This window comes from Pseudomonas sp. ATCC PTA-122608 (genome assembly GCF_001952855.1).
Taxonomy (GTDB): Bacteria; Pseudomonadota; Gammaproteobacteria; order Pseudomonadales; family Pseudomonadaceae; genus Aquipseudomonas.
Window position 1 is genome coordinate 287,637 of the sequence record NZ_LPNO01000013.1, and the last position, 25,355, is coordinate 312,991.

The 25,355-nt window shown below is 58.2% G+C and carries 19 protein-coding genes; 14 read left to right on the plus strand and 5 right to left on the minus strand.

The genetic code is table 11. The annotated features are described in order from the left end of the window. Nucleotides 1-9 precede the first annotated feature (9 nt). The 7 genes from AU074_RS14100 to brnQ all read left to right on the plus strand — a co-directional run bounded on the left by AU074_RS14100 (nucleotide 10) and on the right by brnQ (nucleotide 10,604). The gene (locus AU074_RS14100; RefSeq protein WP_076015224.1) at nucleotides 10-714 is read left to right on the plus strand and encodes a succinate dehydrogenase iron-sulfur subunit; all 705 of its coding nucleotides are present in this window, start codon (nucleotides 10-12) and stop codon (nucleotides 712-714) included. A gap of 262 nt (nucleotides 715-976) precedes the next feature. Continuing rightward, nucleotides 977-3,808, plus strand: a complete 2,832-nt coding sequence (locus AU074_RS14105; protein WP_076015225.1) for a 2-oxoglutarate dehydrogenase E1 component — start codon at nucleotides 977-979, stop codon at nucleotides 3,806-3,808. Nucleotides 3,809-3,852: 44 nt separating this feature from the next. Further along, nucleotides 3,853-5,079, plus strand: coding sequence for a 2-oxoglutarate dehydrogenase complex dihydrolipoyllysine-residue succinyltransferase (odhB, locus tag AU074_RS14110; RefSeq protein WP_076015226.1), 1,227 nt, complete (start codon nucleotides 3,853-3,855; stop codon nucleotides 5,077-5,079). 95 nt (nucleotides 5,080-5,174) lie between these two features. Next, on the plus strand, nucleotides 5,175-6,611 hold the full coding sequence (gene lpdA / locus AU074_RS14115) for a dihydrolipoyl dehydrogenase (protein WP_076015227.1): 1,437 nt from the start codon (nucleotides 5,175-5,177) through the stop codon (nucleotides 6,609-6,611). 214 nt (nucleotides 6,612-6,825) lie between these two features. After that, nucleotides 6,826-7,992: an ADP-forming succinate--CoA ligase subunit beta gene (gene sucC / locus AU074_RS14120; protein ID WP_003210567.1), complete on the plus strand. Its 1,167-nt coding sequence runs from the start codon at nucleotides 6,826-6,828 to the stop codon at nucleotides 7,990-7,992. Then, entirely contained in the window at nucleotides 7,992-8,873 is an 882-nt protein-coding gene (gene sucD / locus AU074_RS14125) for a succinate--CoA ligase subunit alpha (protein ID WP_076015228.1), read from the plus strand. The genes sucC and sucD overlap by 1 nt, the downstream gene beginning before the upstream one ends. A gap of 417 nt (nucleotides 8,874-9,290) precedes the next feature. Next, nucleotides 9,291-10,604, plus strand: coding sequence for a branched-chain amino acid transport system II carrier protein (brnQ, locus tag AU074_RS14130; RefSeq protein WP_076015229.1), 1,314 nt, complete (start codon nucleotides 9,291-9,293; stop codon nucleotides 10,602-10,604). An 86-nt stretch (nucleotides 10,605-10,690) separates the two neighbouring features. Here the strand turns inward: brnQ and AU074_RS14135 are convergent, their stop codons facing one another. Further along, nucleotides 10,691-13,975, minus strand: a complete 3,285-nt coding sequence (locus AU074_RS14135) for a dermonecrotic toxin domain-containing protein (protein WP_143503582.1) — start codon at nucleotides 13,973-13,975, stop codon at nucleotides 10,691-10,693. 244 nt (nucleotides 13,976-14,219) lie between these two features. Then, the gene (locus tag AU074_RS14140; protein ID WP_010166269.1) at nucleotides 14,220-14,462 is read right to left on the minus strand and encodes a hypothetical protein; all 243 of its coding nucleotides are present in this window, start codon (nucleotides 14,460-14,462) and stop codon (nucleotides 14,220-14,222) included. Between the two features lie 157 nt (nucleotides 14,463-14,619). Here AU074_RS14140 and AU074_RS14145 point away from each other — a divergent pair, with 157 nt between their 5' ends. The 4 genes from AU074_RS14145 to AU074_RS14160 all read left to right on the plus strand — a co-directional run bounded on the left by AU074_RS14145 (nucleotide 14,620) and on the right by AU074_RS14160 (nucleotide 18,334). Beyond that, the gene (locus tag AU074_RS14145; RefSeq protein WP_076015231.1) at nucleotides 14,620-15,096 is read left to right on the plus strand and encodes a PaaI family thioesterase; all 477 of its coding nucleotides are present in this window, start codon (nucleotides 14,620-14,622) and stop codon (nucleotides 15,094-15,096) included. After that, a complete protein-coding gene (locus tag AU074_RS14150; protein WP_076015232.1) occupies nucleotides 15,093-15,545 on the plus strand; it encodes a PaaI family thioesterase in 453 nt (150 codons plus the stop codon). The genes AU074_RS14145 and AU074_RS14150 overlap by 4 nt, the downstream gene beginning before the upstream one ends. An 89-nt stretch (nucleotides 15,546-15,634) precedes the next feature. After that, nucleotides 15,635-17,539 (plus strand): molecular chaperone HtpG, encoded by a 1,905-nt coding sequence (htpG, locus tag AU074_RS14155; protein ID WP_003210561.1) that lies wholly within the window; start codon nucleotides 15,635-15,637, stop codon nucleotides 17,537-17,539. Nucleotides 17,540-17,605: 66 nt separating this feature from the next. Further along, entirely contained in the window at nucleotides 17,606-18,334 is a 729-nt protein-coding gene (locus AU074_RS14160; protein ID WP_076015233.1) for a dienelactone hydrolase family protein, read from the plus strand. Nucleotides 18,335-18,469: 135 nt separating this feature from the next. On the opposite strand, the gene AU074_RS14165 is transcribed toward AU074_RS14160, so the two are convergent. Both AU074_RS14165 and AU074_RS14170 read right to left on the minus strand, forming a co-directional pair. Then, nucleotides 18,470-19,342, minus strand: coding sequence for a pirin family protein (locus AU074_RS14165; RefSeq protein WP_076015234.1), 873 nt, complete (start codon nucleotides 19,340-19,342; stop codon nucleotides 18,470-18,472). Nucleotides 19,343-19,406: 64 nt separating this feature from the next. Further along, nucleotides 19,407-19,823: an OsmC family protein gene (locus AU074_RS14170; RefSeq protein WP_076015235.1), complete on the minus strand. Its 417-nt coding sequence runs from the start codon at nucleotides 19,821-19,823 to the stop codon at nucleotides 19,407-19,409. 140 nt (nucleotides 19,824-19,963) lie between these two features. Here AU074_RS14170 and AU074_RS14175 point away from each other — a divergent pair, with 140 nt between their 5' ends. The 3 genes from AU074_RS14175 to AU074_RS14185 all read left to right on the plus strand — a co-directional run bounded on the left by AU074_RS14175 (nucleotide 19,964) and on the right by AU074_RS14185 (nucleotide 23,261). Next, a complete protein-coding gene (locus AU074_RS14175) occupies nucleotides 19,964-20,968 on the plus strand; it encodes an amidohydrolase family protein (protein ID WP_076015236.1) in 1,005 nt (334 codons plus the stop codon). A gap of 67 nt (nucleotides 20,969-21,035) precedes the next feature. Then, complete coding sequence (locus AU074_RS14180; RefSeq protein ID WP_076015237.1) at nucleotides 21,036-21,500, plus strand: DUF3859 domain-containing protein; 465 nt, start codon at nucleotides 21,036-21,038, stop codon at nucleotides 21,498-21,500. A 135-nt stretch (nucleotides 21,501-21,635) separates the two neighbouring features. Continuing rightward, complete coding sequence (locus tag AU074_RS14185) at nucleotides 21,636-23,261, plus strand: methyl-accepting chemotaxis protein (RefSeq protein ID WP_076015238.1); 1,626 nt, start codon at nucleotides 21,636-21,638, stop codon at nucleotides 23,259-23,261. A gap of 864 nt (nucleotides 23,262-24,125) precedes the next feature. On the opposite strand, the gene fabB is transcribed toward AU074_RS14185, so the two are convergent. Further along, nucleotides 24,126-25,346, minus strand: coding sequence for a beta-ketoacyl-ACP synthase I (gene fabB / locus AU074_RS14195; protein WP_076015239.1), 1,221 nt, complete (start codon nucleotides 25,344-25,346; stop codon nucleotides 24,126-24,128). Between the last annotated feature and the right edge of the window lie 9 nt (nucleotides 25,347-25,355).

Here is a 25,355-nt window from a genome sequence, read left to right on the forward strand (position 1 = left end):
GTGGCCGATATGTTGAAAGTCAGTGTTTATCGCTACAACCCTGATCAGGACGCCGCGCCGTTCATGCAGGAATTCCAGGTCAATACCGGTGGTAAAGACCTGATGGTGCTGGACGTACTGGCCTTGGTTAAAGAGCAGGACGAAGGTTTCTCCTATCGTCGCTCTTGCCGTGAAGGTGTCTGCGGTTCCGACGGCATGAACATCAACGGCAAAAACGGCCTGGCGTGCATCACGCCGCTGTCTGCCGTGGTTAAAGGCAACAAGCTGATCGTTCGTCCACTGCCAGGTTTGCCGGTTATCCGTGACCTGGTCGTCGATATGAGCATCTTCTACAAACAATACGAAAAGGTTAAGCCATTCCTGCTGAACGACACTCCGGCTCCGGCCATCGAGCGTCTTCAGACTCCGGAAGAGCGCGAGAAGCTGGACGGTCTGTACGAGTGCATCCTGTGCGCTTGCTGCTCGACTTCCTGCCCGTCCTTCTGGTGGAACCCCGACAAGTTCCTGGGCCCAGCTGCCCTGCTGCAAGCGTACCGCTTCCTGGCAGACAGCCGTGATACCAAGACTGCCGAGCGTCTGGCTTCACTGGATGACCCGTTCAGCGTATTCCGCTGCCGCGGGATCATGAACTGCGTCAACGTATGTCCTAAAGGCCTGAACCCGACTAAGGCCATTGGTCACGTACGTAGCATGCTGCTGCAAAGCGGCGTGTAACCGACGTTGTAGTAAAAGCAGGACCGTTGTGCCCGTAGATGCTACGGCGCAGGCTTCAACCGGCGCCGTAGTTTTAACTTGAGCAGCGACTTACAAAGACGCGGCTCTTATTTTGAAGAAATGAGACAAGCAGGGGCATTCGGGTTGGTACCCGAACTATCAGCGTGATCCTAAGTGGCTTGTTTTGGTCGCTGCACTTGGCCTTTTGCAAGCAAACTCGGTGTTTTCGCCGGTGGTGTCCCCAAATCGAGGGTGACCAAGCATGCAAGAAAGCGTGATGCAGCGCATGTGGAACAGCGGCTATCTTTCAGGTGGTAACGCTGCCTATGTGGAAGAGCTTTATGAGCTCTACCTGCACGACCCTAACGCTGTGCCAGAAGAATGGCGCACCAAATTTCAGACGTTGTCTTCAGACGGCAACGCTGCCACCGATGTATCGCACGCAACAATTCGCGATCAGTTCGTGCTGCTGGCAAAGAACCAGCGCCGCGCCCAGCCGGTTTCCGCCGGTAGCGTGAGCAGTGAGCACGAGAAGAAGCAAGTTGAAGTACTGCGACTGATCCAGGCCTACCGTATGCGTGGCCACCAGGCAGCCCAGCTTGACCCGCTGGGGCTGTGGCAGCGTCCTGCACCTGCAGACCTGTCGATCAATCATTACGGCTTGACCAATGCCGATCTTGATACGACCTTCCGTGCCGGCGACCTGTTCATCGGCAAAGAGGAAGCGAGCCTACGCGAAATTCACGAAGCGTTGCAGCAGACATATTGCCGCACCATCGGTGCCGAATTTACGCACATCACTGATTCCGAGCAGCGCCACTGGTTCCAGCACCGTCTTGAAGGCGTGCGTGGTCGCCCGGTGCTGTCTGCGGACGTCAAGAGCCACTTGCTCGAGCGCGTCACAGCAGCGGAAGGCCTGGAAAAATACCTGGGCACCAAATACCCGGGCACCAAGCGTTTCGGCCTGGAAGGCGGCGAAAGCCTGATCCCGATGCTCGACGAGCTGATCCAGCGTTCCGGTTCCTACGGCACCAAGGAAATCGTGATCGGCATGGCCCACCGTGGCCGCTTGAACGTGCTGGTCAACACCTTCGGCAAGAACCCGCGCGAGCTGTTCGACGAGTTCGAAGGCAAGAAGAAGGTCGAGCTGGGTTCCGGTGACGTTAAATACCACCAGGGCTTCTCGTCCAACGTAATGACCACCGGCGGTGAAGTTCACCTGGCCATGGCGTTCAACCCATCCCACCTGGAAATCGTTTCTCCAGTGGTCGAGGGGTCGGTACGTGCTCGCCAGGACCGTCGTAATGACTCCACCGGTGAGAAGGTCCTGCCGATTTCCATCCACGGCGACGCGGCATTCGCCGGTCAGGGCGTGGTCCTGGAAACCTTCCAGATGTCGCAGACTCGCGGCTTCAAGACCGGCGGTACGGTTCACATCGTCATCAACAACCAGGTGGGCTTCACCATCAGCAACCCGCTGGACGCACGCTCTACCGAGTACGCGACCGACGTTGCCAAGATGATTCAGGCGCCGATCCTCCATGTGAATGGTGATGATCCGGAAGCCGTGTTGTTCGTGACCCAGTTGGCCATCGATTACCGCATGCAGTTCAAGCGTGACGTGGTCATCGACCTGGTCTGCTACCGTCGTCGCGGTCACAACGAAGCGGATGAGCCTAGCGGCACCCAACCGTTGATGTACCAGCAAATCACCAAGCAGCGCACCACCCGTGAACTGTATGCCGATAGCCTGATCAAGGCCGGCGTGGTGGACGATGCACGTGTTCAGGCGAAGATCGATGAATACCGCAACGCGCTGGATAACGGTCTGCATGTAGTAAAAAGCCTGGTTAAAGAGCCGAACAAAGAGCTGTTCGTTGACTGGCGTCCGTACCTGGGCCACGCCTGGACTGCGCGTCACGACACCTCGTTCGATCTGAAAACCCTGCAGGAACTGTCGGCCAAGCTGCTGGAAATTCCAGACGGTTTCGTCGTACAGCGCCAGGTTGCGAAGATCTACGAAGACCGTCAGAAGATGCAAGCCGGCGGCCTGCCGATCAACTGGGGTTACGCTGAAACCATGGCGTACGCGACCCTGGCGTTCGAAGGTCACCCGATTCGCATGACCGGCCAGGACATCGGCCGGGGTACGTTCTCGCACCGTCACGCTGTGTTGCACAACCAGAAAGACGCGGGTACCTACATCCCGTTGCAGAACCTGTACGAAGGCCAGCCACGTTTCGACCTGTACGATTCGTTCCTGTCCGAAGAAGCCGTACTGGCGTTCGAATACGGTTACTCGACCACCACGCCTCAGGCGCTGGTGATCTGGGAAGCCCAGTTCGGCGACTTCGCCAACGGTGCCCAGGTGGTTATCGACCAGTTCATCACCAGCGGCGAGCACAAGTGGGGCCGTCTGTGCGGTCTGACCATGCTGCTGCCACACGGTTATGAAGGTCAGGGTCCGGAGCACTCCTCGGCCCGTCTGGAGCGTTACCTGCAATTGTGTGCCGAGCACAACATTCAGGTGTGCGTGCCGACTACCCCGGCCCAGATCTACCACTTGCTGCGTCGCCAGGTGATCCGCCCGCTGCGCAAGCCGCTGGTAGTGCTGACCCCGAAATCGCTGTTGCGTCATAAATTGGCCATCTCGACCCTGGAAGATCTGGCGGATGGTTCGTTCCAGACCGTTATTTCAGAAATCGACACCCTGGACGCGGCCAAGGTCACTCGCCTGATCCTGTGCAGCGGCAAGGTTTACTACGACTTGCTGGAAAAACGCCGTAGCGAGGGCCGCGAAGACATCGCCATCGTGCGGATCGAGCAGCTTTACCCGTTCCCGGAAGACGACCTGATGGAGGCCATCGCGCCTTACACCAACCTCACCAACGCGGTGTGGTGTCAGGAAGAACCGATGAACCAGGGCGCTTGGTACAGCAGTCAGCATCATCTGCGTCGCAGCATCGGCAACCACAAAAAGGCCCTGGGCCTGGAGTACGCCGGTCGTGATGCTTCTGCTGCACCTGCGTGTGGTTATGCGTCGATGCACGCCGAACAGCAGGAAAAACTGCTGAAAGATGCTTTCACTGTTTAACGCCTTCGCGCTGACTGAAACCGAATTTTAAGGACCCACAGATAATGGCTATCGAAATCAAAGCCCCGTCATTCCCGGAATCGGTTGCCGATGGCACCGTTGCCACCTGGCACAAGAAACCAGGCGAGGCCGTCAAGCGTGACGACCTGATCGTCGACATCGAAACCGACAAGGTCGTGCTCGAAGTGTTGGCTGAAGCTGACGGCGTGCTGGGCGCAATCGTTGCCGAAGAAGGCGCTACCGTTCTGTCGAACCAGGTTCTGGGCTCGATCGAAGAGGGCAGCGCTGCTCCTGCTGCCGCGGCTCCTGCACCGGCCGCTGCTGCTGCCGCAGCTCCAGCTGCTGCACCGGCTGCGGGCGGCGAAGATCCAATCGCTGCACCGGCTGCACGTCAGCTGGCTGATGAAAACGGCATCAACCTGGCGTCCATCAAAGGCACCGGCAAAGACGGCCGTGTGACCAAGGAAGACGTGGTTGCCGCGGTTGAAGCCAAGAAAAACGCTCCAGCTGCCGCGCCTGCCAAGGCGGCTGCCCCGGCTGCCGCTGCTCCTGTGTTCGCCGCTGGCGACCGCACCGAGAAGCGCGTACCGATGACCCGCGTGCGTGCCACCGTGGCCAAGCGCCTGGTTGAAGCACAGTCGAACATGGCGATGCTGACCACGTTCAACGAAGTCGACATGACCGAAGTCATGGCCCTGCGTTCGAAGTACAAAGACCTGTTCGAGAAGTCCCACAACGGCGTGCGCCTGGGCTTCATGTCGTTCTTCGTGAAAGCGGCCACCGAAGCGCTGAAACGCTTCCCGGCAGTCAACGCTTCCATCGATGGCAGCGACATCGTTTACCACGGTTATGCTGACGTCGGCGTTGCCGTGTCCAGCGACCGTGGCCTGGTGGTACCGGTTCTGCGTAACGCCGAACTGATGAGCCTGGCTGAAATCGAAGGCGGCATTGCCAACTTCGGTAAGAAAGCCCGTGACGGCAAACTGACCATCGACGAGATGACCGGTGGTACCTTCACTATCACTAACGGTGGTACTTTCGGTTCGATGATGTCGACTCCGATCGTCAACCCGCCACAAGCTGCGATCCTGGGCATGCACAACATTCTGCAGCGTCCTATGGCGATCAACGGCCAAGTGGTTATCCGCCCGATGATGTACCTGGCGCTGTCGTACGATCACCGCCTGATCGATGGTAAAGAAGCCGTGACTTTCCTGGTGACCATCAAGAACCTGCTGGAAGACCCGGCTCGTCTGCTGCTGGATATCTGATAAAGCGGCGGTGCGCCGCACCACCCGGTCTGCCGCAAGGCAGGCCGGAGTGCGGCTCACGGCTTGAAGCTTTTAGCTAAAGAGGATTTTTTTTCATGTCGCAGAAATTTGACGTTGTAGTGATTGGCGCAGGCCCTGGCGGCTACGTTGCCGCCATCAAGGCCGCACAACTGGGCCTCTCGACTGCTTGCATCGAAAAATACACCGACAAGGAAGGCAAACTGGCTCTGGGCGGTACTTGCCTGAACGTTGGTTGCATTCCTTCCAAGGCGCTGCTGGACAGCTCCTGGAAATTCCACGAAGCGCAAGACGGTTTTGCCATCCACGGCATCAACCACGCTGGCGTGACCATGGACGTGCCAGCAATGGTCGGCCGCAAGGCCAACATCGTTAAAGGCCTGACTTCCGGCGTTGCTACCCTGTTCAAGGCCAACGGCGTTACTTCCCTGCAAGGCCACGGCAAACTGCTGGCCGGCAAGAAAGTTGAAATCACCAAGCCTGACGGTTCGGTAGAAGTCATCGAAGCCGAGAACGTGATCCTGGCTCCAGGTTCGCGTCCAATCGACATTCCACCGGCTCCAGTTGACCAGAACGTGATCGTCGATTCGACCGGCGCCCTGGAATTCCAATCGGTTCCAAAACGTCTGGGCGTGATCGGCGCTGGCGTGATCGGCCTGGAGCTGGGTTCGGTCTGGTCCCGTCTGGGTTCGGAAGTGACCGTGCTGGAAGCCCTGGACACGTTCCTGCTGGCTGCCGACACCGCAGTGTCCAAAGAAGCGTTGAAAACCCTGACCAAACAAGGTCTGGACATCAAGCTGGGCGCTCGCGTTACCGGTTCCAAGGTTAACGGCGAAGAAGTCGTCGTGACCTACACCGACAAGGATGGCGAAAAAACCATCACTTTCGACAAGCTGATCGTAGCCGTTGGTCGCCGTCCGGTGACCACTGATCTGCTGGCTTCCGACAGCGGCGTGAACATCGACGAGCGTGGTTTCATCCACGTTGACGATCACTGCGCTACCACCGTGCCGGGCGTCTACGCCATTGGTGACGTGGTTCGCGGCATGATGCTGGCGCACAAGGCTTCCGAAGAAGGCATCATGGTTGTCGAGCGCATCAAGGGTCACAAGACCCAGATGAACTACGACCTGATCCCATCTGTTATCTACACCCACCCGGAAATTGCATGGGTCGGCAAGAACGAACAGCAGTTGAAAGCTGAAGGCGTTGAAGTTAACGTCGGCACCTTCCCGTTTGCCGCTTCTGGCCGTGCCATGGCAGCCAACGACACCGGTGGTTTTGTCAAAGTCATCGCTGATGCCAAGACTGACCGCGTATTGGGCGTCCACGTGATTGGCCCGAGCGCTGCAGAACTGGTTCAGCAAGGCGCAATCGGTATGGAATTCGGCACCAGCGCCGAAGACATCGGCATGATGGTTTTCTCCCATCCGACCCTGTCTGAAGCGCTGCACGAAGCCGCGTTGGCAGTGAATGGCGGCGCCATCCACATCGCCAACAAGAAGAAGCGCTAAGCGAGATAATAAGAAACCACGGCGGTTGCCCGTCGTGAGCCTTGTGCGCAAGACTCACCGCGGAATATCCGCTGGACGCAGTCTTGCGCAGTTTCACCACCCAGGGTTCAGGCCTTTGGTGGTTTGACTGTGCAAGCAGCAGTCACAGGTGGCGCGGCACTCAATAAAGAGCGCAGCGCCGAATGCGCAGTACCTAACGAAGACGGTAATAAGCATGAATCTTCACGAGTATCAGGGTAAGCAGCTGTTCGCTGAGTACGGCCTGCCAGTATCCAAGGGTTACGCAGTAGACACCCCGGAAGCAGCAGCAGAAGCTTGCGACAAAATCGGCGGCACCGAGTGGGTTGTCAAAGCCCAGGTTCACGCTGGTGGTCGCGGTAAAGCGGGCGGCGTTAAGCTGGTTCGCAGCAAAGAAGACGCCAAAGCCTTCGCTCAGCAGTGGCTGGGCAAGCGTCTGGTGACTTACCAGACTGATGCCAATGGCCAGCCAGTCACCAAGATCCTGGTTGAATCGTGCACTGATATCGCTAAAGAGCTGTACCTGGGCGCTGTCGTTGACCGTTCGAGCCGTCGCATCGTGTTCATGGCCTCCACCGAAGGTGGCGTGGACATTGAGAAGATCGCCGAAGAAACCCCAGAAAAAATTCTGAAAGCCACTATCGATCCACTGGTTGGCGCTCAGCCATTCCAGGGTCGCGAGCTGGCATTCCAGTTGGGTCTGGAAGGCAAGCAAGTTGCCCAGTTCGCCAAGATCTTCGTAGGTCTGGCCAAACTGTTCCAGGATCACGATCTGGCCCTGCTGGAAGTGAACCCGCTGGTGATCAAGGCTGACGGCGATCTGCATTGCCTCGACGCCAAGATCAACATCGACGCCAACGCCATGTACCGTCAGCCTAAGCTGAAGACTTTCCACGATCCGTCGCAAGACGATCCGCGCGAAGCGCACGCTGCCAAGTTCGAACTGAACTACGTAGCCCTGGAAGGTAACATCGGTTGCATGGTCAACGGTGCTGGCCTGGCCATGGGTACCATGGACATCGTCAACCTGCATGGCGGCAAACCAGCCAACTTCCTCGACGTAGGCGGTGGTGCCACCAAAGAACGCGTTACCGAAGCGTTCAAGATCATCCTGTCCGACTCCAACGTCGCTGCAGTACTGGTCAACATCTTCGGCGGCATCGTTCGTTGCGACATGATTGCCGAAGGCATCATCGGTGCAGTGAAAGAAGTTGGCGTTAAAATCCCGGTTGTTGTTCGCCTTGAAGGTAACAACGCTGAACTGGGCGCTAAAGTACTGGCAGAAAGCGGTTTGAACATCATCGCTGCTACCAGCCTGACCGACGCTGCTCAACAAGTTGTCAAAGCTGCGGAGGGCAAATAATGAGCGTCCTGATCAATAAAGACACCAAGGTTATCTGCCAGGGTATTACCGGTTCGCAAGGTAGTTTCCACACCCAGCAAGCCATCGAATACGGCACCAAGATGGTCGGTGGCGTTACTCCTGGTAAAGGCGGCACCGAGCACCTGGGTCTGCCAGTGTTCAACACCGTGAAAGAAGCTGTAGCGACCACTGGCGCCACCGCCAGCGTGATCTACGTTCCAGCTCCTTTCTGCAAGGACTCTATCCTGGAAGCAGCATTCGGCGGCATCAAGCTGATCGTTTGCATCACCGAAGGCATTCCTACCCTGGACATGCTGGACGCTAAAGTTAAGTGCGACGAGCTGGGCGTAGTCCTGATCGGCCCTAACTGCCCAGGCGTGATCACTCCAGGCGAATGCAAGATCGGCATCATGCCAGGTCACATTCACTTGCCAGGTAAAGTCGGTATCGTTTCCCGTTCCGGCACCCTGACTTACGAAGCTGTCAAGCAGACTACTGACGCCGGTTTCGGTCAGTCGACTTGCGTCGGCATCGGCGGTGACCCGATCCCAGGTTCGAACTTCATCGACATCCTGAAACTGTTCCAGGAAGACCCGAAGACCGAAGCGATCGTGATGATCGGTGAGATCGGCGGTTCGGCTGAAGAAGAAGCGGCTGCCTACATCAAGGCACACGTGACCAAGCCGGTTGTTTCCTACATCGCTGGTGTGACTGCCCCTGCTGGCAAGCGCATGGGCCATGCTGGCGCAATCATCTCTGGCGGCAAGGGTACTGCAGACGAGAAGTTTGCTGCCCTGGAAGACGCAGGCGTTAAAACCGTGCGTTCGCTGGCAGACATCGGCAAGGCTTTGGCCGAGCTGACTGGTTGGGCTGTCAAGTAAGCCTCGCGCTTAACTGACGCTTCACCACACAAAGGCCACCTTCGGGTGGCCTTTGTGCATTCTGCAGGTTGGTGGAGATCAACCTGTGGGAGCGGGCTTGCTCGCGAAGGCGGTGTATCAGTCAACAGATTCACAACTGAAAGACTGCATTCGCGAGCAAGCCCGCTCCCACATTCGATCGCATTTCAAAATTTAAATATAAAAACGCGACATAAAAATGTCGCTTATCGGACAGTTCGCCCCGCAACAGTGCGTTTGACCCGCAAATTCGTTAGGCTAGCCGCCTCTTTATGCGTACGCATCCCAAAAGGAAGCCTCGCGCTAGACCGGTCGGTCCCCATCAGGACCGGCAGTATTTCCCTCATCCATAGGGAAGCCCTCTCTAAATTCCGATTCAGTAGTGTGGTATTTCCTCAAATGAAAGTGTTGAAAAGCCAGGACATCCTGGCGTTGGGCTTTATGACCTTTGCCCTGTTCGTGGGCGCTGGCAACATCATCTTCCCGCCTATCGTCGGTTTGCAGTCCGGGCCACATGTCTGGATGGCGGCGCTGGGCTTCCTGATCACTGCGGTCGGTTTGCCGGTGATCACCGTGGTCGCCCTGGCCAAGGTCGGTGGCGGCATGGACGCGTTGAGCAGCCCAATCGGCAAGATCGCCGGTGGCTTGCTGGCAGCGGCTGCCTACCTGGCCGTCGGCCCGTTGTTCGCCACCCCGCGAACCGCGACCGTGTCGTTTGAAGTGGGCCTGGCGCCGCTGACTGGTGAAAGCCCGCTGGCGCTGTTCCTCTACAGCTCGGTGTACTTCCTGTTGGTGTTCTTCATCTCCCTGTACCCAGGCCGTCTGCTGGATACGGTCGGTCGCTTCCTGGCGCCGTTGAAGATCATCGCCCTGGCCGTATTGGGCATCGCTGCCTTTGCCTTGCCGGCTGGTGACGTGGGTGTCGCTACCCCTGAATATGTCGCGGCACCGTTCTCCCAGGGCTTTATCAATGGTTACCTGACCATGGATACCCTCGGCGCCCTGGTGTTCGGCATCGTGATCGTCAACGCGATTCGCTCCCGTGGCGTTGAGTCGCCGAAGCTGATTACCCGCTACGCGATCATTGCCGGGCTGATTGCCGGCGTGGGCCTGGCCCTGGTGTACATCAGCCTGTTCCGCCTCGGTTCGGGCAGCCATGAAGTCGCCGCCGGTGCCGCCAATGGCGCCGCCGTGCTGCATGCTTACGTCCAGCACACCTTCGGCTCCCTGGGCAGCGGCTTCCTCGCCGTGCTGATTTCCCTGGCGTGCCTGGTGACCGCCGTAGGCCTGACCTGCGCCTGCGCCGAGTACTTCAGCCGAGTGTTGCCGCTGTCCTACAAGACCCTGGTGGTGATCCTGGCGGTGTTCTCGCTGTTTGTGTCCAACCTGGGCCTGACCAAGCTGATCGCCTTCTCGATCCCGGTACTGACCGCGATCTACCCGCCGTGCATCGTGCTGGTGGCCCTGAGCTTCTGTAAGGACTTCTGGCAGGAGCAGGGCCGGATCGTCGGCCCGGTGATGCTGGTGTCGTTCATCTTCGGCTGCATTGACGCGCTGAAGGGCGCAGGCCTGGCAGACTGGATGCCAACGCAACTGGCTCACCTGCCGCTGAGCGAGCAGGGCCTGGCGTGGCTGGTGCCTTCGGTGATGACCCTGGTCGTTGCTGTAGTGGTTGACCGTGTTCTGGGCAAGCGTAGCGAAGCGATCGCTTAAAGCCTCTGGTCCTGCCGTAATCGAAAAGCCCCGGAACAAATGCTCCGGGGCTTTTTTATGCGCGGTGTCAGGACAAGCTGCCTGTTTCAGGGGATCGGGAGTTTGCTCTTTGTCGAACCCACTCCCATGTTTTTCAAATATTCCTGGGCAGGCTTCAAATCGCTTTGTTTAGGTAGATAGTGTCCAGATACATTGGAAAGGTGGGTTTTTCCCATGCGGTCTTTCCTTATGTAGCCTGCGCTGATCACCTGTTCTGATTGACCAGTGCCAGCGCCGATTTCCGCAATGGCAGGGTGGGATAACCATTTTGGCGGCACACCTTTGTCGATATTGCCGACGATCAGTTGCTTGTCTTGCGTGAAGACGAACTTGCTGACGGTATTGGGCTTAGATACAACGTTCAGGTCCTCCGGCTTTGTGATCGACACCAGTTCCGCTCGGGGAGCTCTGGTGTTCAATGCCCCGCCGGCCAGATGTTTCTCGGCATTCAGGTCACGAGCTTTGGTATTGGCCAACACTGGAAGTGTTTTTTGAGACGACGACGTTGATTGCCAACTGCCGGCATTGGAAGAGCTGCTTGGAGACAGTAAGTTTTCAGGCAGTTTGACGTCTCTCTGCAAAGCAGTTGGCGCCCTGAACACCGGGCGCAACGGTGTTTTTCGAAGCAGCGGGAAACCTGACGCCGCCATGGCAAAGTCCGAATAGACAGCGCCCCATCGGCCCGGCTGGGTAAGTAGTTTAGGCAAGCTTCGGCCGGGAACGCGCAGGGCTTTTAAGGCGGCTTTGGAGAGCCTGTTGACGGCGGAAACTCCTTTGGTGACAGGGATCAGGTCCAGTATTAACGTTGCCACTTCACCGGCAAATACCAACTGGTTGGTAGCGCTTTGGGCCGCTACTTCAGTGCTCGTGGTGAACTGGGCACCGGCTTTGGCTGCGACCAGGGCCACGTTTTGCGCGTAGAGATGGTCGCCGAGGGAGCCTTTGATCGGTTTGAGTGCAATACCGGCTTCATGGTCGACTGCCAGCTGCTTCAGAATCATGCTGACCGGGTGTATGAATAGTTTGTCGTAAGTCGAGTACTTGTCAGCCGGCGAGACTCGGCGGTCCATATAGGTTTGCCACTCGGGCTTGGCCAGCAAAGCGTCAAGCTGGCCTTGGCTGACTATTTCCCTGAAGACACGTCCGTCGGGAGCGTCCGGGCTGTATAGCACCAACGATGGATGGTCGATCGGCTTGATGACCAGCATGCCTTGAATCGGCTTTCCATCCCTGATGACACTATGGGAGATGATTGAGGATCCATTCACAACGGGCCATTTTGTGGGATCTGTATGCTCTATCGTTGCGTTGATCCACTGTTCTGCGTTTTTTTGCCTGTTCAGATAGGCTTCCGGGTCCAGGGAGGTTAATAAAGCGTCCTTGGCCAGGCTCGCCCGTTGGTTTTGCTGCCAGGCACTGCGCAATGCGGCGGCCTCTCCCGATGTGGCACTCCGGTCCAGCTTTTCACCGAGCAAGGTCAGGTATTTGCCACCCACATCGGTGGGCTTGATCAGTTCCTCAAGCCACTGCGTATCCAGCGTTATGCGTTTTCCGTCTGCACCGGCCACGTGCGCTTTCCAGGTTGTCTGGGTCGACAGTAGTGGAGAGCCAGCGTCCCAGGCCGAGGTGTTCCTGAGGGCCAGATCGGTCAGCGATATCATTTCGGTGGCAGGAGGCAAAGCGACACTAGGAAGCGCAGTCAGCCCAAGGTGGACGGTTTTTTCTCTCGTTACCCAGACCATGAGCTTGTCGGGGTCGATGTCCTCCTTCGGGTATCGCTTTTGTAATTTGTCTTTCAGTGCCTGAACCAGCAATTCTTTTGCAAAATGTCCCAGGGAGGGAAGCTTCTCCAGCAGCGGTTTCAGGCGGGCAAAACTCGACTGCTCTGCCTGCTCCAGGTCCCGGTAGTGTGCTTCCTGCCCTGGGGTCAGTTCTTTGAGCCATGGCGGCTGGAGCTTTTCCATTAATTTTTCGTTGCGTGCGAGCATGGCATTGCTGCCATCAAAGTGCAGCGACAGGTCGGCGGCGTCATTGATATCCGTGACGATTGCGGGATCGAGCACGTTCCCGGTGCCTGCTTGGTCAGGCGCGGCGGTGAAGGCGTACTGCAGCGTTTCCTTGACCTCGTCTGCCTGGCGTTTCATCAACAGCGGCAATGCCTGGGCCACCACGTCCCCCGATACGGGAGCGAATCCCAACATCAAGTCATTCCCCCATTGTGGATTGCGACTGTGCTGCACCGACAGCGGCAAACTTTTCAGCAGCACGCTGGCTTTCTCGTCATCGTCATTGATCCGGTGTAACAAAGCTTCACGGGCATCAGCCGGGGTGGCGAACTCTTCGAAACCGTCGCAGGGGGTGTAAAGCACAACCGGTCCGTTAGGTGCGTCGAGCGCGATAGTCCGGATGTCCGTTGCTGTGTACGGCGCGTCAGCCGACGACCCGTCTTTACTGGTGATAAGGAAGCAACCGGCTAAAAGCGCACCATTGGGGGTGTTGTCATCGATCCTGATGGGGTACACCCCCGGCCGACTGCCTGATGCAAATGCACCTTCGCGTGCTGCAAGGGTGGGAAACTGAAACGCGGCGTCGACCAGTTGTTTGGCAGGATGGCTAAGTGTTCCATCCTCAACGCGGAGCGCCGCCTCGGTGGAGAGCATCTGCCGGTGCAAGGCCAGCAACTGCTCTTGTCGCGGCGCTTGGAGGCCGTGGCCTGAGGGTGGTTTTTTCCAATAGCTGCTGAGTGCGATGGGCAGCCGGGTCGCAATGTTCCGGGCGATCGTGAGCAATGAACATCGGGGCTCGAGCTTGCGCTGAGCACCACCGTGTGGCGCATCGATATAAAAAGCGGCCTCGGTTTCTTTGTCAGGCGAACCTGTGAGCGCGTTCAGGTTCACTTCCATGATCTTGTCAAACAGTGCCTGGGACAGCGTTTGGCGGTCTCCTTCGGGCTGTTGCCGGTAGGTTTTGACGTGAATTGAATTCGGATCAATTGATTCGAACTCGGGAAAGGCTTTTTTCAACTGGACCTGAACAAACCGATGGAATGTCGTTTGGTGGCTTAGCAGTTCTGTGATCTGTTTGTTCAGTTTCGTGTGCTGGTCAATCAATTGGGATTGGACGGTGGTTGTGGCAGGGCGGTTGGTATCCGCGACGACAGGTGCTATGCCGCGCACAGTGGGCGCGACGAAATCATTGTGATTCAAGCCCGCTGGATGAGGCTGCGTAACGGGTCGCGATGACGGCTGAGCGGGCGCCGTCGGTTTGCTGATGGGCGGCGGGGCAACGGGTGGGGTGGATGCCGGACTGGAGAGCTGGGAGGGGGCGAGCATGGTGGTTCTATCTCTGAAGTAGCATGGCATTCCCTTCTATTCCAGCGATGGCGGAGCTCCGTACCCTCGGGGCGTCAATTGAGTGATTCAAAGTGTGGGGCTGGTTCCTTGGGCTGATTAAGGCTTAGTCCGATTTTTCGCACTTTACTGGGCTGATAAAAGCACCAGACAAAGTAAAGCCCGCACTTGGCGGGCTTTCTTTTGCAACATGGTTTTTCAAACCACGGTGTTCAAGTCGTCAGACTCAAGAACCGGTTGCAGGTGCTGCTTCTTTCGCGGCTGCGTTGTTCGATTCCTGCTGGGCTTTGGCAGCTTCAGCGTTTTCTTTTGCAGCGTCGTTCACTTTATCCTGAGCTTCACTCATTTTTTCTTGAGCTTGTTCAGCATGTTGGTTGGCATCCTGAGCTTTGTCCTCGGATTTTTTATCGCAGGCAGCGAGGCCGAGGGCAGCGGCCAACATCAAGGAAATAGCTAAAGTCTTGCGCATGGGGTGTTTCTCCTTATTGAAGATATCTACTGGCCTTTCGAGCCTATGCCAAACGCTTAGTTCCTTAAATCTCACAGATATATAAGACGTTTTTCCAGGGAACTTTCATCAGGGTTGTCTATTTCGCCGGATCCACACTAATAAGAGTCTTTAACGAATGACCGAAAATCTTCTTTTGTCCCGTGCCACACGCTTCGTTTCAGCCTTGCGCCACTGTCAGGTGCTGGGTATCCAGGTCCATGCCGCCAGTGAAGACGGCATGACCCTGATGCTGCCTTATGGTCCGCAAATCGTGGGTGATCCGCAGACCTGGGTGATCCATGGCGGCGCGCTCACGTCGTTGATGGACACCGCCTGCGGCATGGCCACCTTGTGTGTGCTGCCGGAGTTCGAGGTTTGCCCGACCCTGGACCTGCGCGTCGACTACATGCACCCGGCCGAACCCCACAAGCCGGTATTCGGTTTTGCCCAGTGCTACCGGGTGACCACCGACGTGATCTTCACCCGCGGCTTCGCCTATCAGGACAACCCGCAGCAACCGATTGCCCATGTGGTGGGCACCTTCATGCGCATGGGCAAGCGCCTCAAGGGCAGCCAGGGCCTGGGCAATACGATCAAGGGAGAACAGCCATGAAGCATCAGTTCAAGACCCGTCTGCAGCAAGCCCATGAGCGTGGCAACTATGAGGCGCTGCTCAACCTGATTCCCTACGCCAAGCTGATCGGCGTCGAGTGCACGCGGCTGGGGGACGAATTGCTGTTCCGCATGCCGGCCAACAAGGACAACATTGGTAACCCGATATTACCGGCGATCCATGGTGGGGTGATCGCAGGCTTTATGGAGCTGTCCGCAGCCTTGCATTTGCTGGTTTTTACCGGTGCACCTGGCGTTCCCAAAATCATCGATTTCTCCCTGGATTACCTGCGCGCCGGCCAGTTTCGCGACACTTACGCCAAATGCCAGGTGTGGCGCCAGGGCCGACGGGTGGCCAATGTGGCGATTACTGCCTGGCAAAGCACCCCGGCCGAACCGATTGCCACCGCCCGTGCGCATTTCAAGATTGAGGAAACGGCCCGCCCTTGAAATCCTGGTCTTAGCCCCCAACTTTGATGACAACCCGCCGCCAACCCTCAAGGGCGCGGCCACTGCCATCCAATTGGAGTTTGATGACCATGAGTGTGGAAACTCAAAAGGAAACCCTGGGCTTCCAGACCGAGGTGAAGCAACTGCTGCACCTCATGATCCATTCGCTGTATTCCAACAAGGAAATTTTCCTTCGCGAATTGATCTCGAACGCCTCTGACGCTGTCGACAAATTACGTTTCGAAGCCCTGTCCAAGCCTGAGTTGCTGGAAGGCGGCGCGGAACTGAAAATCCGTGTGAGCTTCGACAAGGACGCGAAAACCGTCACCCTCGAAGACAACGGTATCGGCATGAGCCGCGACGATGCGATCACCCATCTGGGGACCATCGCCAAATCCGGCACCGCTGATTTCATGAAAAACCTGTCGGGCGATCAGAAGAAAGATTCGCACCTGATCGGCCAGTTCGGCGTGGGCTTCTACTCGGCCTTCATCGTTGCTGACAAGGTTGAAGTATTCAGCCGCCGCGCCGGTCTTGCTGCCAGCGAAGGCGTGCACTGGTCTTCCAAGGGCGAGGGCGAATTTGAAATCGCCACCGTCGACAAGGCTGACCGTGGTACCCGCATCGTGCTGCACCTGAAGTCCGGTGAAGACGAGTTCGCCGATGGCTGGCGCCTGCGCAATATCATCAAGAAATATTCCGACCACATCGCTTTGCCGATCGAACTGCCGAAAGAACAAGCGGCGGCCGAAGGCGAAGAGGCGCCTGCCCAGGAATGGGAAGTGGTCAACCGTGCCAGCGCCCTGTGGACCCGTCCTCGTACCGAAGTCAAAGACGAGGAATACCAGGAGTTCTACAAGCACATCGCCCACGACTACGAAAACCCGCTGAGCTGGAGCCACAACAAGGTCGAAGGCAAGCTGGAATACAGCTCGCTGCTCTACGTCCCGGCCCGTGCTCCGTTCGACCTGTACCAGCGTGAAGCGCCGAAAGGCCTGAAGCTGTACGTGCAGCGGGTGTTCGTGATGGACCAGGCGGAATCCTTCCTGCCGCTGTACCTGCGCTTTATCAAAGGCGTGGTCGACTCCAACGACCTGTCGCTGAACGTGTCGCGGGAAATCCTGCAGAAAGACCCGATCATCGACTCGATGAAGTCGGCGCTGACCAAGCGTGTCCTCGACATGCTGGAAAAGCTGGCGAAGAACGAGCCTGAGCAATACAAGGGCTTCTGGAAAAACTTCGGCCAGGTCATGAAAGAAGGCCCGGCAGAAGATTTCGCCAACAAGGAAAAAATCGCCGGCCTGCTGCGTTTCGCATCGACCAACGGTGATGATGGCGAGCAGAACGTTTCCCTGGCCGAATACCTGGCGCGCGCCAAGGAAGGTCAGGACAAGATCTACTACCTGACCGGCGAAACCTACGCTCAGGTCAAGAACAGCCCGCACCTGGAAGTCTTCCGCAAGAAAGGCATCGAAGTGCTGCTGCTGACCGACCGGATCGACGAGTGGCTGATGAGCTACCTCAGCGACTTCGACGGCAAGAGCTTTGTTGACGTCGCCCGCGGCGACCTGGACCTGGGCAACCTGGATTCCGAAGAAGACAAGAAAGCTGCCGAAGAAGTGGCCAAGTCCAAAGAGGGCCTGGTTGAGCGAATCAAGACCGCCTTGGGCGATGCTGTCAGCGAAGTTCGGGTTTCCCACCGTCTGACCGATTCCCCGGCGATCCTGGCCATCGGCGAGCAGGACCTGGGCATGCAGATGCGTCAGATCCTGGAAGCCAGCGGCCAGAAGGTTCCGGACTCCAAGCCGATCTTCGAATTCAACCCGGCTCACCCGTTGATCGAGAAACTCGACGGCGAGCAGAGCGAAGAGCGGTTTGGCGACCTGTCGCACATCCTCTTCGACCAGGCAGCCCTGGCTGCCGGCGACAGCCTGAAAGACCCGGCCGCTTATGTGCGCCGACTGAACAAGCTGTTGGTTGAACTGTCGGTTTAACACCGTTGTAGAAAAACCCGCTTCGGCGGGTTTTTTCGTTTTAGAGCCTTTCACCTGGAGTAAATGATGAGCCAAATCACCGTGCGTTCCGTGGTCTATCAGATTGATGGCCAGTCTTATGAAAGTCGCCTGGCATTTGATGCCAGTCATAAGGGCCCGCTGCCAGGGTTGTTAATGGCGCCGAACTGGATGGGTGTCAGCGCCGGCGCTGAAGAGATCGCCAGGAGCGTGGCCAGCAAGGGCTACGTGGTGCTGCTCGCCGACCTGTACGGGCGAACGGTTCGCCCGTCGAACGGCGACGAAGCAGGCGCGGCGATGATGCCGTTGAAGAACGACCGGGTGTTGCTGAACAAGCGCATGCAGGTCGCGCTTGATCACTTGAAAACCCAAACCGAAGCCGCGGTGGATACCTCGAAGCTGGCAACCTTCGGTTTCTGCTTCGGTGGTTGCTGCTCCCTGGAGCTGGCGCGTACCGGTGCTCCGTTGAAAGCGGCCGTTTCGTTCCATGGCAGCCTGGACACACCGAACCCGGCCGACGCGAAAAACATCAAGGGTTCAGTGCTGGTGTTGCACGGCGCTTCCGACCCGTTGGTGCCGAAAGAGCAACTGCCGGCGTTTGAAGATGAAATGAACGCGGCCGGTGTGGATTGGCAATTGCTGAGCTACGGCGGTGCGGTGCACTCGTTTACTGACCCGCACGCGAACGTGCCGGGCAAGATGATGTATGACGCGAAGACCGCTGCACGAGCCTTCCAGTCGATGCATAACTTGCTGGATGAAGTGTTCAAGGGCTGATAGTTCGGTTGCCTGAGGTGGCCCCTTCGCGAGCAAGCCCGCTCCCACATTTTGACCGCGTACTTCCTGAAGGAACGCGGTCGAAATGTGGGAGCGGGCTTGCTCGCGAAGGCTATTTCATAGGCAATAAAGCGCTTAAGCCTTGCCTCCAGGCAATTCAATCCGCTCGGTTTCCCCCGGCACTGTCGGCCAATCCCCAGCCGCCCAACGCTGCCGAGCCTGCTCGATCAACGCCGGATCACTCGCCACAAAATTCCAGTTAATCCGCCGTGGCCCATCCAGCGCCGCGCCGCCGAACACCACCAGATGGCAATCGGTCTCGGCAAACAGCGTCATGCTTTCGCCTGCCGGCAACACCACCAGGCTATGCACCTCCAGCACCTCGCCATCCAACTGCGCGTCACCCTCCAGCACATACACCGCCCGTTCCACATGCTCATCCGGGATCAGCAGCGTCGTAGCCGTCTGCATCCGCACTTCGGCATACAGCGTGGGTGACAACACCGGCACCGGAGACTCCAGGCAAAAGCCGCTGCCGGCAATCAGGCGAATCTGCACGCCCAGGTTGTCACTGACCGGCAAGCTGGCGGCGGGGTGATGGCTGTAATGCCCAGGTCCTTGCTCATGATCCCTGGGCGAGGCCAGCCATACTTGCAACCCGTGCAGGTTGAAACCACTGGCCTTCAACGCCTCAGGGCTGCGTTCAACGTGGGCAATGGCGCTGCCGGCTGTCATCCAGCTGACATCCCCGGCCTTGACCACCTGGTCGGAGCCGAGGCTGTCCTTGTGCAGGAGTTCGCCTTCAAACAGGTAGGTCAGGGTGGATAGGCCGATATGCGGGTGTTGGCGAATATTCATGCCGGTGCCCGGGGCATAGCGGGTTTGCAGCATGTGGTCGAAAAACACGAACGGCCCGACGCTGCGGCATTGCCTGGACGGCAGCGGGCGCAGGATTGGTTGGCCTTCCACATCTTCGGCACGCGGGCGAATCACGGTCACTGTGGTCATGGTGCATCCCAGTCTGAGCGGGTTAGATGGCAATGAGCATAACCCGCTCGACGGGAGGTTGCCGCTACTGGCTGAAGGCGCCTTCCGAGAGTTTGGTCTCGATGGTGACTTCGGCGGTGGTCATCAGCTTATGCACCGGGCAGCGATCCGCCACGCGATGCAATTCATTCCGCTGCTCGTCGGTGAGTACGCCCTTGAGGGTGAGCTTGACGCTGAGCTTGTATTTGCCCTTTTGCTCTTCGGTGCTGTCGTGGGTGACTTCCACGGTGACGCCGGTCAGCGGAATGTCTTTTTTCTGTGCATAGAGCTTGACCGTCAGCGCCTTGCACGACGCCAGCGCGGCATCGAAGTAATCGTGGGGAGAGGGCGCCGAATCGTCGCCGCCCAGGCTCTTGGGCAGGTCGGTAAACAGCTCATGGTTATTGATGTTGACGCTGTGGCGAAAGTTTTCGGCGTTCAGCGTATTCACGGTAACAGGCATGGCAAACCTCACAGGGTGGCAGGAAGAAGCTCATGCAGTTATAGAGCATGCTGGCACCTGGGTGTTCCCCATTGTTTAGCGCTGAACCCGCAGGCGCGGCCTGAGGTCTACCTTCATTAGCCCTTGTTTGAGATGCCACCGTGCGCCGTACCCGCCTGAGTATTGCCCTGTTACTGGCCGCCGCGAGCCTTGCCGCGCAGGCCCGCGACTATGCCTACAGCGATGCACACCTGCATTACGTCGACTTCTTCCAGGAGTCGGCGGGCATGGACAACTTGCTCAAGGCCATGGCCGATAATCGGATTGAACACGTGATGATTTCCGGCATCCCCGTGGCCAAGAAATGGCACGAAGACGAGCCCAAGCGCCCGCGTTATTACGCAGGCGACGATGCCGACGCGTATTGGTACAGCGCCACTGACGTGTTTGTCGCCGATGCGGTGAATAAACTGACCCCGGAGCAACGCCAGCGCTTTCACCCGTTCCTCAGCGGTTTCAACCCCAACGATAAAAACGCCGCGTCCCACATCCAGCGCATGCTCGACCTCAATCCAGGGCTGTGGCAAGGCATCGGCGAAGTCTTCACCCGCCACGACGACCTGACTGCACTGACCTCCGGCGACACCCCAAGAGCCAACAACGAGGCGATGACCCGCATCTATCATTTGGCGGCGGAGAACGATCTGCCGGTGATGGTGCATTCCAACATCACCTCCAAACGTGAGAAAAATCCGTTGTACCTGGCGGAAATGGAAGAGCCCCTGCGCAACCATCCGCATACCCGGTTTATCTGGGCTCACGCGGGCAGCAGCATGGAAATCCATCGGCACCAGACGCAGATGGATTTCCTGCTACCGACCCTGGCACGCCTGCTGGAGGCTTACCCGAACCTGTACGTCGACCTGTCCTGGAGCGTGCTCACGCCTTACTTGCTGGATGAGGCGGGAAAGCCACGCCCTGAGTGGGTAAAGCTGGTAGAACGCTTCCCGGACCGCTTCATGCTTGGCTCGGACGTCGTAGGACGCTTCAACAAGTTGGGTAAGGAAATGCGCAGCTTCGACCCGTTTCTTGATGCGCTGCCTGAAGACGTGGCCAGAAAGGTTGCACGGGACAATTTCCTGGCGATTCTGCCCAAGGCCAGGTGATGGTTTTTGTCATCCTGTCGTCATCCCTGCGTCATAAGCTGCGGCCTTCTCAAACAAGGAGTGCAGCATGCAATTCACCCGTTCAGGCGCCTTGGTGGCGCTGATGATGATCAGCAGCCTCGCCAGTGCCGAAGTGCGTATCGAAGGGCCGGTGGAGTACGGCGTGTTTGATGGCCCGAAAGCCGAGTTGCAGGCCGGAGAGCGCGTGCTGCGCCGCAGCAACGAACAGATTCAGTCCACCACCGTGGTGCCGGCGAAGCTGGGCACCAAATTCGGCCTGCGTTATCAACTGCTCGGCAAAGTCGCCGAAGGCACGCCGCTGACCTTGCTCTACTTCACCCCGGGCGTCCGCACGCCGGATGGTGTGCGTCACGACAAATTCGAAGTAACCCAGAAGCTGGTGCCCGGTGCCCCACAGGACGTGATGGCCTATGAGTTCACCGAAAACCACGAAGTGGTGCCGGGCGAGTGGCGTTTCATGGTGTTCCAGGGGGATCGTCTGCTCACGCAAAAAAGCTTTACCGTTCGCTGAATCGCTACAGCCGGGGCAGGGCGATCATAAGGCGTTTTGATATCGCGTTTTCGTCTTACGCAAACTTCGTTCTTCGCCGATATCTTTCAAGAGCCCGCTGCAGGTGGATGCAGCGCTTTTGGAAGGATTCCGAACATGAATATCAGAAGTCTGAATATCGCCCCTCGCGCCGGCCTGGGGTTTGGTTTGCTGGCGCTGATGGTGTTTGCCCTGGGCGGGTTTGCCTTGTCGCAGATGGGCAATATGCGCCAGCAGTCGGACCAGGTGGAAAACAACTGGCTGCCCAGCGTGATGGCGGTCGGCGAGATGAATCAGGACCTGCTGCGGGTACGGGCCCTGACGCTGCGCCTGCTGCTTAACCGCGACCCGCAGGCGATCACGCAGAATGAACAGAAAATCACCGAACTGAAAAACGGCCTGCACAAGGCTCAGTCGCTCTATGAAGGCTTGATTGTGCTGCCGGAAGAGCGGGTGCTGTTCGATCGCTTCAAGACCGAGGAAGCGCGCTACCTGCAACGCCAAGAGCAAGTGATGGCATTTTCTCGGGCCAATCAACTGGAAGACGCGATCAAGGTCGTCAACGGCGAGATGAACCAGTTGGCCGATGAGTTGGCCGGCACCCTGCGTGAGCTGGTGACGCTGAACAAGGTCAGTGCCAATCAGGCGGCGAGCCTGGCCCAAAGCGTGTTCACCCAATCGCGCAGTTGGGTGGTTGGCATGATTGCCGTGACGGCGCTGATCACCATTGGCCTGGCACTGCTGCTGACCCGCAGTATCGTGCTGCCGTTATCCCAGTCGCTGAAAGTCGCCCAGGGCGTGGCCAGTGGCGACCTTACGGGTGTGATTACCGTCAGCGGCAACGATGAACCGGCGCGTTTGCAGCGGGCGCTGAAAAGCATGCAGGAGAGCCTGCGGGAAACCATTCGGCGTATTTCTGATTCGTCGAGCCAATTGGCGTCGGCTTCGGAAGAACTCAGTTGTGTGACGGAGGATGCCACCCGTGGGCTGCATCAGCAAAGTCAGGAAATTGAGCAGGCAGCTACTGCGGTGAACCAGATGACGGCGGCGGTGGAGGAGGTGGCGAGCAATGCGGTGGCCACTTCACAGGCGTCCCGTGAGTCGGACCGTATTGCCCAGCATGGTCGCGAGCAGGTGCATCAGACGGTGTTGTCGATTGAGTCCCTGGCGGATGATGTGACGGCCAATGCGACGCAGGTGGAGGACCTGGCGCAGAAGGTGTATGGCATCAGCAAGGTGCTGGATGTGATTCGCTCGATTGCCGAGCAGACCAATTTGCTTGCGTTGAATGCTGCCATTGAAGCCGCGCGGGCCGGGGATGCCGGGCGTGGGTTTGCAGTGGTGGCGGATGAGGTGCGGGCGCTGGCCCATCGTACCCAGCAGTCGACGCAGGAAATCGAGCAGATGATCAGTGGGATTCAGCAGGGGACTGATCAGGCGGTGAGCTCCATGCAGCAGAGCAATACCCGGGCGCGGTCGACGCTGGATATTGCCAAGTCGGCTGGGACGGCGTTGGAGGAGATTGCTTCGGCGTTTACGCTGATCAACGAGCGCAACCTGGTGATTGCCAGTGCCTCGGAAGAGCAGGCGGCGGTGGCGCGGGAGGTGGATCGCAATTTGATGAATATTCGCGATTTGGCGCAGCAGACGTCGGCCGGGGCGAACCAGACGAGTGCGGCGAGTCAGGAGTTGTCGCGGTTGGCGGTGGATCTCAACACCATGGTGGCTAGGTTTTCGGTTTAGGGTGCTGGACGGTGTACATATCCGTTGCTGCGGTCACGGCTGCTTAGGGTTCCGCTCTTACAGCGGGTCACTTTTGAAAAAAGCGCAAAAGAAACCAAAACGCTCTGCCCCGCCTGTCGGCGCCTCGCTGTGGCTCGGCGTTCCCTCACTCCGGCACAGCGAAGCGGGCCGCCGCGACGGGCCATCCATGGCCCGGCGCGGGTAAACCGGCGTCCTGCCGGTTTACCCGCTCCGCAATACCTGCGTTCGGCCTCGGGCTGAATGGGGCAGTCAGATCAAGATCAACAGCAGATCAAAAGCAGAGCACAGCGGCCTACCGGCCGGCTTGCTTCTCTGTAGGAGCGAGCTTGCTCGCGAAAAACCTGAGGGCGCCGCGTTCATTCAGGATGCCAGCGTCATCGTTAACGGCCTTCGCGAGCAAGCCCGCTCCCACATTTGGACCGTGCCCGCTTTAGCTTTTGCTGTTGCTCTAAAACACTCAAGCCGGCCGGGAGGCCGCTGTGCTCTTGATCTGCTTTTGATCTTGATCTTAGGCGCCCCGTTAAACCACGCTGGCCGAACGCAGGCTTTGGAGCGTGGGTAACCCGGCAGGACGCCGGGTTAGCCGCGCTGGGCCAAGGATGGCCCATCGCGGCGGCCCACGCTCCAAAGCCGGAGTGAGGGCACACCGAGCCCAAGCGAGGTGCCGAGTGGTGGGGCAAGAGCCTTTTGGTTACTTTTGGGCTCCTTTCAAAAGTGACCCGCTGTAAGAGCGGAACCAATACCAGCCATCCTCCAAATAACGGATATACACCCAACAACCGAGGCAAAAAAAAACGCCCCGAACCAGTCGGGGCGTTTTCAGACGATCAAGCCGCGGGAAGCTTACTTACCCTGCCAGCGTTTCAGCACCAAGGTAGCGTTAGTGCCACCAAAGCCAAAGCTGTTGCTCATCACGGTGTTGATGGTCGCATCTTCACGAGTCTTGGTCAGGATCGGCATGTCAGCCACATCCGGGTCCAGTTCCTCGATGTTGGCAGAACCTGCCATGAAGTTGCCTTCCATCATCAGCAGGCAGTAGATCGCTTCGTGAACGCCAGCGGCGCCCAGGGAGTGGCCCGACAGGCTCTTGGTAGAGCTGATCGCCGGAGCCTTTTCGCCGAATACCGCACGCACGCCTTCCATTTCCTTGGAGTCGCCGACCGGAGTCGAAGTACCGTGGGTGTTCAGGTAGTCGATCGGAGTATCAACGGTGGACATGGCCATCTGCATGCAGCGGATGGCGCCTTCGCCGCTTGGCGCAACCATGTCGTAGCCGTCGGACGTCGCGCCGTAGCCAACGATTTCCGCGTAGATCTTCGCACCACGGGCCAGGGCGTGTTCCAGCTCCTCGACCACCACCATGCCGCCACCGCCAGCAATGACGAAACCATCACGGTTCTTGTCATAGGCGCGGGAGGCTTTTTCCGGGGTTTCGTTGTACTGGGTCGACAATGCGCCCATGGCGTCGAACAGGAACGACTGGCTCCAATGTTCTTCTTCACCGCCACCAGCAAACACGATGTCTTGCTTGCCCAGCTGGATCTGCTCAACCGCGGTACCGATGCAGTGAGCACTGGTGGCGCAAGCGGAGGAGATCGAGTAGTTCACGCCCTTGATCTTGAACGGCGTGGCCAGGCAAGCGGAAACGGTGCTGCCCATGGTCCGCGTGACGCGGTACGGGCCAACACGCTTGACGCCTTTCTCGCGCAGGATGTCCAGCGCTTCCATCTGGTTCAAGGTCGACGCGCCACCGGAACCGGCGATCAGGCCGGTACGTACGTTGGACACCTGGTCTTCGCTCAGGCCGGAATCGGTGATCGCGTCCTTCATGGCCAGGTAGGCGTAAGCGGCTGCGTGGCCGACGAAGCGATAGATCTTGCGATCAATCAGCTCTTCGAGGGGCAGGTCGATGGAGCCGGAAACCTGGCTACGCAGACCCATTTCGGCATATTCCGGGTTAAAGCGGATGCCAGGGCGACTTGCACGCAGGTTAGCGGAGACGGTCTCTTTGTCATTGCCCAGGCACGAAACGATGCCCAGACCAGTGATAACGACGCGGCGCATGCGGATAAC